This window comes from Pseudomonas sp. LBUM1653, assembly GCF_059716115.1.
Genome location: NZ_CP166803.1, coordinates 2,356,753 through 2,369,584, shown reverse-complemented (window position 1 = coordinate 2,369,584; position 12,832 = coordinate 2,356,753). Strand labels below are relative to the sequence as shown.

The 12,832-nt window shown below is 61.0% G+C and carries 12 protein-coding genes; 4 read left to right on the top strand and 8 right to left on the bottom strand.

Annotated features, from left to right (window positions below):
• Positions 1–87: 87 nt before the first annotated feature.
• Both ACA054_RS10720 and ACA054_RS10715 read left to right on the top strand, forming a co-directional pair.
• Positions 88–903, top strand: coding sequence for a gamma-carboxygeranoyl-CoA hydratase (locus ACA054_RS10720; RefSeq protein ID WP_497689358.1), 816 nt, complete (start codon positions 88–90; stop codon positions 901–903).
• Positions 903–2,858 (top strand): acetyl/propionyl/methylcrotonyl-CoA carboxylase subunit alpha, encoded by a 1,956-nt coding sequence (locus ACA054_RS10715; RefSeq protein WP_497689357.1) that lies wholly within the window; start codon positions 903–905, stop codon positions 2,856–2,858. The genes ACA054_RS10720 and ACA054_RS10715 overlap by 1 nt, the downstream gene beginning before the upstream one ends.
• Positions 2,859–2,897: 39 nt before the next feature.
• On the opposite strand, the gene ACA054_RS10710 is transcribed toward ACA054_RS10715, so the two are convergent.
• Positions 2,898–3,536 carry a LexA family protein gene (locus ACA054_RS10710; protein ID WP_497689356.1) on the bottom strand — a complete coding sequence of 213 codons (639 nt, stop codon included), beginning with the start codon at positions 3,534–3,536 and terminating at the stop codon, positions 2,898–2,900.
• Between the two features lie 129 nt (positions 3,537–3,665).
• Here ACA054_RS10710 and ACA054_RS10705 point away from each other — a divergent pair, with 129 nt between their 5' ends.
• Positions 3,666–4,007, top strand: a complete 342-nt coding sequence (locus ACA054_RS10705; RefSeq protein ID WP_497689355.1) for a DUF6124 family protein — start codon at positions 3,666–3,668, stop codon at positions 4,005–4,007.
• Between the two features lie 407 nt (positions 4,008–4,414).
• Here ACA054_RS10705 and ACA054_RS10700 read toward each other — a convergent pair whose 3' ends face one another.
• The 5 genes from ACA054_RS10700 to ACA054_RS10680 all read right to left on the bottom strand — a co-directional run bounded on the left by ACA054_RS10700 (position 4,415) and on the right by ACA054_RS10680 (position 9,239).
• A complete protein-coding gene (locus ACA054_RS10700; protein ID WP_497689354.1) occupies positions 4,415–6,025 on the bottom strand; it encodes a gamma-glutamyltransferase family protein in 1,611 nt (536 codons plus the stop codon).
• 31 nt (positions 6,026–6,056) lie between these two features.
• A complete protein-coding gene (locus ACA054_RS10695) occupies positions 6,057–6,836 on the bottom strand; it encodes an amino acid ABC transporter ATP-binding protein (protein ID WP_497689353.1) in 780 nt (259 codons plus the stop codon).
• A 1-nt stretch (position 6,837) separates the two neighbouring features.
• A complete protein-coding gene (locus ACA054_RS10690) occupies positions 6,838–7,605 on the bottom strand; it encodes an amino acid ABC transporter permease (RefSeq protein WP_020800364.1) in 768 nt (255 codons plus the stop codon).
• An 11-nt stretch (positions 7,606–7,616) separates the two neighbouring features.
• Complete coding sequence (locus ACA054_RS10685; protein WP_497689352.1) at positions 7,617–8,423, bottom strand: ABC transporter substrate-binding protein; 807 nt, start codon at positions 8,421–8,423, stop codon at positions 7,617–7,619.
• A gap of 147 nt (positions 8,424–8,570) precedes the next feature.
• A complete protein-coding gene (locus ACA054_RS10680; protein WP_497689351.1) occupies positions 8,571–9,239 on the bottom strand; it encodes a GntR family transcriptional regulator in 669 nt (222 codons plus the stop codon).
• Between the two features lie 352 nt (positions 9,240–9,591).
• Between ACA054_RS10680 and ACA054_RS10675 the strand changes: the two genes are divergently transcribed.
• The gene (locus ACA054_RS10675) at positions 9,592–10,740 is read left to right on the top strand and encodes a M14 family metallopeptidase (RefSeq protein ID WP_497690276.1); all 1,149 of its coding nucleotides are present in this window, start codon (positions 9,592–9,594) and stop codon (positions 10,738–10,740) included.
• Positions 10,741–11,088: 348 nt separating this feature from the next.
• On the opposite strand, the gene ACA054_RS10670 is transcribed toward ACA054_RS10675, so the two are convergent.
• On the bottom strand, positions 11,089–11,634 hold the full coding sequence (locus tag ACA054_RS10670; RefSeq protein WP_497689350.1) for a cytochrome b: 546 nt from the start codon (positions 11,632–11,634) through the stop codon (positions 11,089–11,091).
• Positions 11,631–12,707: a catalase family peroxidase gene (locus ACA054_RS10665; protein ID WP_497689349.1), complete on the bottom strand. Its 1,077-nt coding sequence runs from the start codon at positions 12,705–12,707 to the stop codon at positions 11,631–11,633. Before ACA054_RS10665 ends, ACA054_RS10670 begins: the two co-directional genes overlap by 4 nt.
• Positions 12,708–12,832 lie beyond the last annotated feature (125 nt).

Genomic DNA, 12,832 nt, shown 5'->3' with positions numbered 1-12,832 from the left:
AGGATTCACCGCGGTTCATCTGATGCACCGCGTTATCGTTCTTCGCGAGCAAGCCTGCTCCCACAAGGACCGTGGAGACGGATGAACATGAGCGACTTCAACACCCTCGAACTGCTGACCGACCCTCGTGGCTTTGCCACGCTGTGGCTCAGCCGTGAAGAAAAGAACAACGCGTTCAACGCCCAGATGATCCGCGAACTGATCCTCGCCCTGGACAAGGTAGCGAGCGATGCCAACCTGCGTTTCCTGTTGGTGCGTGGCCGCGGCAAACACTTCAGTGCGGGTGCCGATCTGGCCTGGATGCAGCAATCGGCCGAGCTCGATTACGCAACCAACCTCGACGATGCCCGAGAGCTGGCGGAGCTGATGTACAACCTCGCCAAGCTGAAAATCCCGACCCTGGCCGTGGTGCAAGGCGCGGCGTTTGGTGGCGCCCTGGGCCTGATCAGTTGCTGTGACATGGCCATCGGCGCCGATGACGCGCAGTTCTGCCTGTCGGAAGTGCGTATCGGCCTGGCACCGGCAGTGATCAGCCCGTTCGTGGTGCAAGCCATCGGCGAGCGCGCCACGCGCCGCTATGCCTTGACCGCCGAGCGTTTCGGCGGGCAACGGGCGCGGGAGATCGGCCTGTTGTCGGAGAGTTACCCGACGGCCGAGCTGGAACAGAAAATCGAACAGTGGATCGACAACCTGCTGCTCAACAGTCCAGCCGCCATGCGCGCCAGCAAGGACCTGTTGCGTGAAGTCGGCGACGGCACGCTGACCCCGTCCCTGCGACGCTACACCGAGAACGCCATCGCCCGCATCCGAGTAAGCGCCGAAGGCCAGGAAGGCCTGCGCGCCTTTCTGCAAAAACGTCCGCCGAGCTGGCAAGCCGCAACCACCACCAAGGAGCCGCGTTGATGAGCGCACCTGTCCTCACTACCCTGCTGGTGGCCAACCGCGGCGAAATCGCCTGCCGGGTGATGCGCACCGCCAAGGCCTTGGGCCTGACCACCGTGGCCGTACACAGCGCCACCGACCGCGATGCCCGGCACAGCCGTGAAGCCGATATCCGTGTCGACCTCGGCGGCAGCAAGGCCGCCGACAGTTACCTGCAAATCGACAAGCTGATCGCTGCCGCCAAGGCCAGCGGTGCCCAGGCGATCCATCCCGGCTACGGTTTCCTGTCCGAAAATGCCGGGTTCGCCCGCGCCATCGAAGCCGCCGGCCTGATCTTCCTCGGTCCGCCCGCCTCGGCCATCGATGCCATGGGCAGCAAATCCGCGGCCAAGGCCTTGATGGAAACCGCCGGCGTGCCGCTGGTACCGGGCTATCACGGTGAAGCCCAGGACCTCGAGACCTTCCGCGATGCCTGCGAACGCATCGGCTACCCCGTGCTGCTCAAGGCCACCGCGGGTGGCGGCGGCAAGGGCATGAAAGTGGTCGAGGACGTCAGCCAGCTGGCCGAAGCCCTGGCCTCGGCGCAGCGTGAAGCACAATCGTCGTTCGGCGACTCGCGGATGCTGGTGGAGAAATACCTGCTCAAACCCCGTCACGTGGAGATCCAGGTGTTCGCCGATCAGCACGGCAACTGCCTGTACCTCAACGAACGCGACTGCTCGATTCAGCGTCGGCACCAGAAAGTCGTCGAAGAAGCGCCGGCGCCCGGCCTGAGCCCTGAACTGCGCCGCGCCATGGGCGAAGCGGCCGTGCGTTCGGCGCAGGCCATCGGTTACGTCGGTGCCGGCACCGTGGAATTTTTGCTGGATGCGTGCGGCGAGTTCTTCTTCATGGAGATGAACACGCGCCTGCAGGTCGAACACCCGGTGACTGAAGCCATCACCGGCCTCGACCTGGTGACCTGGCAGATCCGTGTGGCCCGCGGCGAAGCCTTGCCAATGACCCAGGATCAGGTGCCGCTGATCGGTCACGCGATTGAAGTGCGCTTGTATGCCGAAGATCCGGGCAACGACTTTTTGCCCGCTACCGGTCGCCTGGAGCTGTATCGCGAATCCGCGCCGGGTGCCGGTCGCCGGGTGGACAGCGGCGTTGAAGAAGGCGATGAGATTTCGCCGTTCTACGACCCGATGCTCGGCAAGCTGATTGCCTGGGGCGAGGACCGTGAACAGGCGCGCTTGCGCTTGCTGAGCATGCTCGATGAATTCGCCATTGGCGGGCTCAAGACCAACATCAATTTCCTGCGGCGAATCATCGGCCACCCGGCGTTTGCCCAGGCCGAACTCGATACCGGGTTCATCCCGCGCTACCAGGAGCAGCTGTTGCCACAGCCTGCGGCGCTCAGCGACGAGTTCTGGCAAGCCGCCGCCCAGGCATTTGCGCAGAGCCTGCTCAACCCGTCGCGTAGCGATGACCCGAGCTCGCCATGGGCTATCGGCAACGGCCTGCGCGCCGGCTTGCCCGCGCAAATCACCCTGCACCTGAGTTGCGAGGGCCAGGACCGCGCGTTGACGCTAAGCAACCCCCAGCCCCACAGCGCTCGACTCACAGGCGAGCACTTGCTGACCGAGCACGATGGCGTGCGCCGTCAGCACCGGGCGATCCGCCGTGGCGACCACGTTTACCTGCAATGGGAAGGCGAACTGCGCCGCATCGAGACCTACGACCCGATCACCGCCGTTGAAGCCAGTCACGCCCATCACGGCGGACTCACCGCCCCCATGAACGGCAGCATCGTGCGCGTGCTGGTGGAGGCCGGGCAATCGGTCGAGGCCGGGACGCAACTGGTAGTGCTGGAGGCCATGAAGATGGAGCACAGCATCCGCGCACCCCACGCCGGTGTGATCAAGGCGCTGTATTGCCAGGAAGGCGAGATGGTCAGCGAAGGCAGTGCGCTGGTCGAACTGGAAGAAGCCTGACAGGCAGGCCGGTCCTGCGCATGGCGCGGGCCGGCCTGACTAGAACTTCACGGTCGCCTGGACCACCACGCCGATGATTCGGCACTCGTCGGTGAAAAGGCTTTTCGGATAGGTCGGATTGAGCGGGACCAGGTAACGCTGCCCGCCCTCTTCGCTCAACTTGCGGAAAATCGCCTCGCTGCTGTCGGGCCATTGCGCGATCACCAGTTTGCCTGGCGCCGCGTCCACGTCCGGATCCACCAGGATCATCATGCCCTCGGCCACGCTGGGGCCGCTGGGTGCGGTCATGGCATCGCCAACCACCGTCAGCCAGAACGCCGCGCCTCGGGCGTGGTAGTCGGACAGTTCGAAACGGTACGGCGCCCGCTCTCCATCGCGCACCTGCGCGGTGTCCCGCCAGTCACTGACCGGGTAGCGAAAGTACGGGTTGTACTTTTGCGTCAGGCAAACCTCGTCGTCCTCTTCCTGCCCAGGCTCGCGAATCACCAGCGCCACTTCGAGAAAGTCCAGGCCCAGGGCCTGCAGCACACGATTCATGTCGTCGATGCCGGGCTGGCGGCGTTTTGTCAGCCAATGCCCTATACCACCCTGGGACATCCCGAGGCGGTCGGCGAGTATTTCCTGAGTGATCTTGAGCTCACTCATCTTGGCCTTGACCAATGCTATCCATTTATCCATGTGCGGCACGATACGTGGCGGCCCTCGCCCAGCAAAACACAAAATGTAGTATTAATACTATTGTCACAAATACGTAACGTATTAGGATGAGTTCACGGATCTGAATTTATCACGGAGTTCGCCTTGACCATGAATCCACCCAGCAACGACTTGCCCGACATGCAAATCGATACGTCCCTCACCTCACCCCAGGGCTCAGCCGCCGCACAGCGAGCGCTGGATTACTACTTGAAACCAGCTGTTGCAGAGGAAGCAGTTCAGGAGCATCTCTTTGACGTGAACCGTAACGTCAGCATCGAGGAAGCTCTGGTGCATGCTTCAGGGCTGCTGCGTTGCGCCGCCGCCACCGCCTACGAGTCAGCCAGCCACCTGCACGGTGCGCATCGAGACCTGGCGCTCTCGACCGTGCATATGATCGACATGGCAAAGGCAATGGTGAACCGCTCCCTGGAGGGCGGCAAGAACGGCTAAGAGGAAGGTGCTGTACAGAAGGACAGGAAAGAATTTTCCTGACGCGCAGACAAAATCGTTTGACTTGCAAACGAGAATGATTATTATTACATCAGCTGGTCGCGAGATCAGTTGATGGACCAGGGGACCTTAGGTCGGTCTCCTGGACTATCTCCTCATCAGGCTAATCACGGTTTTTGACCCGGCTTTTTGCCGGGTCTTTTTTTGCCAGTTTTCTGGCTTATGGCTTCAGGCTAATGAAGTCTTGATGTGTCGCAAATTCGATGGCGCGGATCATATCAAAACAATGTTAGTTGGCAAGAGAGGCCTTATGTCATTGGGGCAAACTAATGGCAAATAGCACTTGAGAATCAATCGCACAATCTCTAAGCTGCGACGGCGTCAAGGAGGACGCCCCCCTCAGGTCATCAATACACGGCTATATGCGAGTCCGCTCGCGGCTCGGTCCCGCCACATAAGACACCGGTGACAGGGTCGCGCAGGATGATTTGGCCACGCCCGTAACTCGTGCGATCGCACACCACCTCGACTTCGTGCCCGCGCCGTGCCAGTGCCGCCACCATGTCTCGCGAAGCGTCCTGCTCGATACCCACCTTCATTTCGCCCAACCACTGCCAGCGCGGCGCGTCCAGGGCCGCTTGTGGGTTGAGCCCGAAATCCACCAGGTTCATGACCATCTGCACATGCCCCTGCGGCTGCATGTAGCCGCCCATCACGCCGAAAGGCCCCAGCGCCTCACCGTCCTTGCTGAGAAACCCGGGAATGATGGTGTGGAACGTCTTTTTCCCGGGTGCCAGGCAATTCGCGTGGCCGGGATCGAGACTGAACTCTTCGCCACGGTTTTGCAGGGCGATGCCGCTGTCCGGCAACACCACGCCGGACCCGAAACCGTGATAATTGCTCTGGATGAATGAAACCATGTTGCCGTCGGCGTCGGCGGTGGCCAGGTAGACGGTGCCACTGGCATGGGGGTCGCCCGGTTGCGGTGCCGCCGCGTGTTCGCCGATCTGTGCCCGGCGCTGGCTGGCATAGGCGTCGCTCAGTAAATCGTCCACGGCGACCCGCATGTGCTGTGGATCTGTGATGTAGTGCAGCCCATCGCTGTAAGCGAGCTTCATGGCTTCAAGCTGACGGTGCCAGGTCTGTTGGCTGTCACGGTGGTCGAAAGCGAATCCTTCGAGAATCTTCAGCGTCATCAAGGCCACGAGTCCCTGGCCGCTCGGTGGAATCTCCCAGACGTCGACACCGCGATAATTGACCTTGATCGGCTCGACCCACTGGGCGCGGTAGTCTTGCAAATCACTGGCGCGCAGATAGCCGCCGGTGGCGCGTGAATGAGCGTCCAGTCGTTGCGCCAGCGCCCCGCGATAAAAGCTTTCACAACCGGTGGCCGCCAGTTCGCTCAAGGTGCGTGCCTGGGCCGGGTTGCGAAACAGTTCGCCCGCGCGCGGTGCGCGGCCGTCGATCAGAAAGGTTTCGAACCAGCTTTCGAGTACGTCGCTACGATCAGGGGTGAAGTCCTCCAGCGCGGTTTGCCACTGCAACGCAACCACCGGCGACACCGGAAATCCATCCCGCGCCAGGCTAATCGCTGGCTGCAACAAATCGGCAAAGGGCAGACGACCGAAACGCGTGGATAACTCTGCCCAGGCGGATGGACAACCCGGCACGGTCACGGGCGTCCAGCCATGCAAGGGCATTTTTTCATGACCGGCCGCCTTCACCGCCTCGATGCTCAGGGCTTGCGGGGCGGCACCGTTGGCGTTCAGGCCGTGCAGCTTGTCTTGCGTCCAGACCAACGCAAAGGCGTCGCCGCCAATCCCGCAACCTGTGGGTTCGACCACCGTCAGGGCCGCGGCCGTGGCAATGGCCGCATCGATGGCATTGCCACCGCGACGGATCATTTCAATCCCGGCTTCGGCGGCCAATGGCTGTGAGGCGGCGACCATGCCGCGTTTAGCGAAGACACTTTGGCGTTGTGAGGCGTAGGGATACTCATGGGCAGAAAACTTGAACATGGCAGGACTCACACAAATGGGTTTGACGGTCTCAAAGCACGCGGCTGAGAAATGCTCGGGTACGGGCGTGCTTCGGCTGGCTGAAGATTTGCTCGGGCGGCCCCTGCTCGATCAGTTCACCTTGATCGAGCACCACCACCCGATCAGCCACCTCGCGGGCAAAACCCATCTCGTGGGTGACCACGACCATGGTCATGCCCTCCTCGGCCAGTTCCTTCATCACTTGCAATACTTCGCCGACCGTCTCCGGATCCAGGGCGCTGGTGGGCTCGTCGAACAGCATCGCCTGGGGTTTCATGGCCAGCGCCCGGGCAATGGCAACCCGCTGCTGCTGGCCACCTGACAACATCGACGGATAGTGATCGGCCTTCTCCGCCAACCCGACGCGCTTGAGCAGCGCCCTCGCCTGTTCCACCGCCGCCGCGCGAGGCACACCGAGCACCTGGATAGGCGCCTCGATGATGTTTTCCAGGGCCGTCATGTGCGGGAACAGGTTGAAGCGCTGGAACACCATGCCGATGTCCCGGCGCTGGCGGGCAATGTTGCGTTCCGAGTCGCGGGCCAGGCTGCCATCGGCCCGGGTGCGGTAGCCCATTGGCCGACCGCCGACACGGATCTGCCCGGACTGGATGTCTTCAAGCAGGTTGATGCAGCGGATAAAGGTGGTTTTGCCGGAACCGGAAGCGCCGATCAGCACCACCACTTCACCGCGCTTCACTTGCAGGGAAATGCCCTTGAGAATTTCCAGGTCACCGAAAGACTTGTGGATATCCAGCGCTTCGATGACCAGTTCTTCACTCATGTGCGCCATCTCAACGCCCCCTCAACAGTTTCATGGTGTTGCGGCCGAACATCCGGCTGGCGGCCGGTGCCGGACGATCGGACTGACCGAAGCGTTTTTCCAGCCAGCGCTGGAAAAAGCCCCACAGCGTGGTCAATGCCAGGAAGTAGATGGCCACGACCAGGTACAACTCGAACACGCGGAACGTCGCCGAGGTCACCATTTGCGTACTGAGCAACAACTCCTGCACCCCGATGACGCTGACCAGCGTGGTGTTTTTCAACATCACGTTGAACTCGTTGCCCAGCGGCGGCACGATCACCCGGAACGCCTGGGGCAGGACGATGCGCCGCATCAACTTGGCAAAGGTCATGCCCAGGGAGCGCCCGGCCTCGTATTGGCCCTTGTCCACCGCACCGATACCGGCGCGGATGATCTCCGCCATGTACGCGCCTTCATTCAGGCCCAGGGCGATGATCGCCGCCTGGATGTTGCCCGGCACGATGAACCAGCCGAGGTCCAGGTCTTCAAAGCGGAATATCCCCCCCGCCGCCAATGCCGTGTACAGAAAGACGATCTGCACCAGCAACGGCGTGCCGCGCATCAGCCAGACATAGAAGCGCACCGGGTACTGCAACAGCGGGTTACTCGACAGCTTCATCAACGCCGCGATCAGCCCCAGAACGCAACCGAGCAACATCGCCGACACGCTGATCAGGCAGGTCAGCCACAACCCCGTCAGGTAGACATCGCTGGGTTGCAGCAGGTACTGCCAGAACACATCCCAATTGAAATTCATCCGGTTTGCCCTCAGTCCAGTTTGTCGCTGTCGACATGCCATTTACTGAGGAGCGCGGCGTAACTGCCGTCGGCGCGCATGCCTTGCAACACCTCGGTCAACGCCACGGTCAGCTGCGGGTCGCTTTTGCGCACGCCAAAGCCGGTGAGGATACGGTTGAACGCCGGCACCGCCGACTGGAACAGGTCTGGGGCGAGTTGTTGATAATGGCCGGCGGACTCGACCGTGGTGCCGAAGGCGTCCACCTGATTGATGCGCAAGGCCTGGAACGCATCGGCGTCGACGTTGTACACCACCAGTTTCATCGGCGCCTTGCCGGCCGCTTCGAGCTTTTCGTTTTCCTTGCCCAGCAGCACCCGGATGGTCGAACCGTTGCTGACCGCGACCTTGAGCCCGGACAGATCCTCCAGGGTGGTCACCGCTTTCGGGTTGCCCTTGGGCACCACGATGGATTGGCTGGAATACATGAAGTTGACGATGTCGATCACCTCGCGACGTTCGGGCTTGTCGAACAACTGATCGACGATCATGTCGCACTGCTGCGCCAGCAGCGCCGGGATCAGCCCGGCGAAAGGCGAGATACGCCACTCGACCTTCTTGTCACCCAGGCGCTGGGCAATCGCTTCGCCCATGTCGACCTGCAGCCCCACCGGTTTTTGCTTCACGTCAAAGGACACCAACGGCGGTGAATCCATGCCGGAGCAATAGACGATCTTCTCGCTCTTGCTCAATCGCTCGGGTAACTCGGGGGCGGCGAACGCCCATTGCGAACACAGACTCAAGGTAAACACGGCAACTAACGCGCAAGGCTTGTGCATGGCAAAACTCCAAGTGGCTGCAACGTAAGTCCCCTGTAGGAGCTGCCGAGTGCAACGAGGCTGCGATCTTTTGATCTTGTTTTTAAAAATCGAAAGATCGCAGCCTCGTTGCACTCGACAGCTCCTACAGGGGAATGTGGGCTTCTTCTATGGGTGGGCTTCGAGAAACTGAATGAGTCGCGGAATGGTGCCCTCGATGTGTTCGCACACCACGGCGGCGGCTTTGTCCGGGTCGCCGGAGCGCAATGCTTCAATGATCGAGGCGTGTTCGTCCCGGGCGCTGCGAGGTTTGTCGGCGTGTTGCAGCCACAGGCGCATGTGCGGCTCGATCACCGAATACAGCGCCGAAATTTGCCGCATCAGGCGCGGCCGTTCACTCAGGCTGCACAGGTATTCATGGAAGGCGCGATGGCGGCTGACCCACTCGGCGCCGTCCTCACGGTAGTCGTCCATCTCGTCGAGCAGGCGCTCGAGGTGACTGAAATGGCGCTCGGTGAGTTTCGTCACGGCGACCCGAATGGCGAGACCTTCAAGGGCGCTGCGCATCTCGAACACCTCACGCATTTCCTCGATATTCAGGCCGCGCACGATGGCGCCGCGATTGGGCCGTAGCGTCACGAGGCCATCGGCATCCAGACGCCGGAAGGCTTCACGTACCGGCATGCGGCTCATGCCGATTTCACCGGCGATGTCCTCGGCAATAAGCCGCTCCCCGGTGCGGTAGCGCCCTTTGCAGATGGCCTCCAGCAGAAAGTTATAAGCCTCTTCCTCGGCGGTAACAGGTTGGCGCTCGGCATAGACAGGGGCGAATTTCATTAAATGCACCTTTTGTATTTTTGTATCCAATTATCCATAAAGCCAAAAAAGCACGTTGCGTGCCAGATTCGCCGCAAAGCGTGCAGGTGTCTGATTGGATTGATATAACTGAAATCAGAAAGGCCGGTAGCGCCCATGGGCGCCGGACGGGAACGAGTTGAAATGAACCATGGTGTAACCAAACCGCCACAAAACGGTGCGGGTGGTAACACGGCCAATGGGGATGCAGTGCAGGTGAACTTCCGAACCGCGCCCCCAATCCTTGGCATCACCGGTGAAACGTTTTATCTACGCTGCCAGCCCTCTACGCTTGCGTGTAAAGTAGCCGCCATAAAAATCTTAATCAGGAACCCTGACCGTGGCTAAAACTCTCGACATCAGTGCCAACTTCGACAGCGGCAACATCCAGGTGATCGATGTCAGCGACCCGCTCAAGCCCCTCCTGGCCATCCGCCCCGATACCAAAAGCAACCATTTCCAGTGGTTCCACTTCAAGGCCAGCGGCCTGCATGTCGGCCAGGACCATTGGTTTCGCCTGAACAATGCCAGCCAATCCTCCTACAACAAGGCCTGGACCGGTTATCAAGCGGTGGCGTCCTACGACCACGTCAACTGGTTCCGTGTGCCGACCATTTTCGAGGGCGACTGCCTGCGCTTCAGCCTGGAAGCTGAACAGACCCACGCCTGGTTCGCCTACTTCGAACCCTACAGCCGTGGTCGCCACGACTGGTTGATCGAGCAGGCGCTGAGCAAGGCCGGCACCGAACTGCTGGCCACCGGCAAGAGTGTCGAAGGCCGCGACATCCAGCTGCTGCGCAAAGGTACCGGGGCCGAAGGCCAGCGCAAGGTGTGGATCATTGCCCAGCAACATCCTGGCGAACACATGGCTGAGTGGTTCATGGAGGGTGTGATCGAGCGCCTGGAAAAACACGACGACCCGGTGCTGAACAAACTGCTGGCCAGCGCCGACCTGTACCTGGTGCCGAACATGAATCCGGACGGTGCCTTCCACGGCCACCTGCGCACCAACGCCATGGGCCAGGACCTGAACCGCGCCTGGCAGAGCGCCAGCCAGGAGATCAGCCCGGAAGTCTTTTTTGTGCAGCAGCAGATGGAAAAGTACGGCGTCGACCTGTTCCTCGACGTCCATGGTGACGAGGAAATCCCTCACGTGTTCACCGCCGGCTGCGAGGGCAATCCGGGCTACACGCCGCGCATCGAAAAACTCGAAGAACACTTCCGCAGCCATCTGAAACACACCACCAAGGACTTCCAGACCAAGCACGGCTACACCCGTGATGAACCGGGCAAAGCCAACATGACCCTGGCGTGCAACAGTGTTGGCCAGAAGTACGACTGCCTGTCGCTGACCCTGGAAATGCCGTTCAAGGATCACGACGATCATCCGAACCCGTTGACCGGCTGGTCGGGCAAGCGTTCGAAGCAGCTGGGCAAGGATGTGTTGACCACGGTGGCTGATATGGTCGATACCTTGCGCTGATTGCGCTGCACCGCCGTCTCCTGCGGGTCGGGCTCAACCCATACACAACCCTTGTAGGAGCGAGGCTTGCCCGCGAAGAACGATGACGCGGTTTTTACAGATACACCGCAGCGCCTGGTTCGCCGGCAAGCCTGGCTCCTACAGGGAAGAACGATGACGCGGTGTTTCAGATACACCGCGTCGTCCGGTTCGCCGGCAAGCCTGGCTCCTACAGGGAAGAACGATGACGCGGTGTTTCAGATACACCGCGTCGTCCGGTTCGCCGGCAAGCCTGGCTCCTACAGGGAAGAACGATGATGCGGTGTTACAGATACACCGCAGCGCCTGGTTCGCCGGCAAGCCTGGCTCCTACAAACGGTCTTTGCCTCGTAACATGCTATCCAGGACGTCATCGCGCCGCACCCAACCATGAAACAACGCTGCGGCCAGATGCAGCAGCACGGTCAGGAACAGCAGATACGCCAGATACCCATGCGCTTTTCGCAGAAACGCAAACACCTGCGCGTTCGCCGGTACGATCGACGGCAACTGCAATGAGCTGCTAAGCATCACCGGTTCGCCCGACGCTGAAATCATTGCCCAACCCAGCAACGGCAGAATCAGCATCAAGGCGTATAGCAAGAAGTGCGACGCATAGGCCGCCAGTACCTGCCAACCCGGAAGGTCGGCCGGCAGTGGTGGCTGCCGAGTCGAAAAACGCACAACAATACGCACGATCACCAACAGCAAAATGGCAACACCCAAGGGCTTGTGCAGGTGAATCAGCCATTCATGACGCTCGGACACCGAGGCGACCATGCCCGCGCCGATAAACAGCATGGCGATGATCATCAGCGCCATCAGCCAGTGCAGCAGGCGCGCCAGGGGAGCGAAGTGGTTGGGTTGAGTGCTCATTGCTGGGCCTCCTTCGTGGTGGCGGGCAACTGACTGACTTCGCTGGTGCGACGCAGGTAGGACGTGGCGTAACCGGCTGAACGAGCGGCGAGCAACGGGTCGTCGGAACCTTCTATCCCGGCGGGTAAAACCAGCGGGTCGTAGTTGATGTCACGGCATTCGCCGCTGAGTTGCGGTTGGGTGCTTTCAAGGATCAGGGTGCCGGCGTTCAATACTTTGCGCCCCTCGGGCCAGGCCTTGCTGGCGTCGTTGACCGGATCGCCGGGGTTGGCCAGGGTGATGTTTAATTGAAAGCGCAGCGGACCCGCGGCGATTCGCTGAACCAGATCCTTCTCCAGGAAATCAGTGCCTTCTGGTGCCGTGGCCCCCGGCGCGTCCTGGGCTACCGGGACCATGCTCCACCTTACGGCCTGGCGTTGTCCGGCCTCGTTGACCAGGTAAAACGCATTGACGCTGTTGTAGGTTTCAGTGACGTAACTGGCCGATGGCTTGGCCGTCTTGATCCAGGCCAGGAACGGTCCGGCTTCCGGATGCGAACCGAAGAATGCGGGCACGGCTGCGGGGTCCGGTTTACCGGTGGCCGGAATCGGCGACTGAGCTTGCTGCAATTGATAAAACGCTTCGGGCGTACCCACCGGGAATACCGGCATGCTGTTCATCCCGGTGCGCCATTGCTGGCCGTTGGCCTGAGTGAAACGCAACGACAGGCTGCGGATCGGCACGGCGCTGTCCGGGGCATAAGGGTTGCCCGCGGGCAAGGCAAAACGACCGACCACGGGTGTGCGTGCCTCATTGAACACTTGCGCGGTGGAATAGCTGCGCGCCTCACCACTGCTCTCGAAATGGCCGATCACGCACACGCCTTTGGAGTGATTGCGGCGAAATCCCGGATGCACACCGTTATTGGTTTCCAGCACATTGATCAGCTTTTTCGGGGTCAGGCGCTGTGGGTCAAAGGTGCCGTTGACGTAGGCAAACGCCCCAGCCACTGCGGCGACGACCAGAGCAATGCCGGCCAGACGCAACGTCAGACTCGCGGCACTCAAGGGTGGCGGTGATGATCGATCTACCATGAAAGACTCCAGGGCCATCGGCCACAAGTGAGAAGAATCAGGCAGACGAACCTCGCGGTGGTTTATTCCATCGCCCGGTATTTATTTTTCCGGGCGTGGAATAACCTCCCACGCCAAGCGTCTTC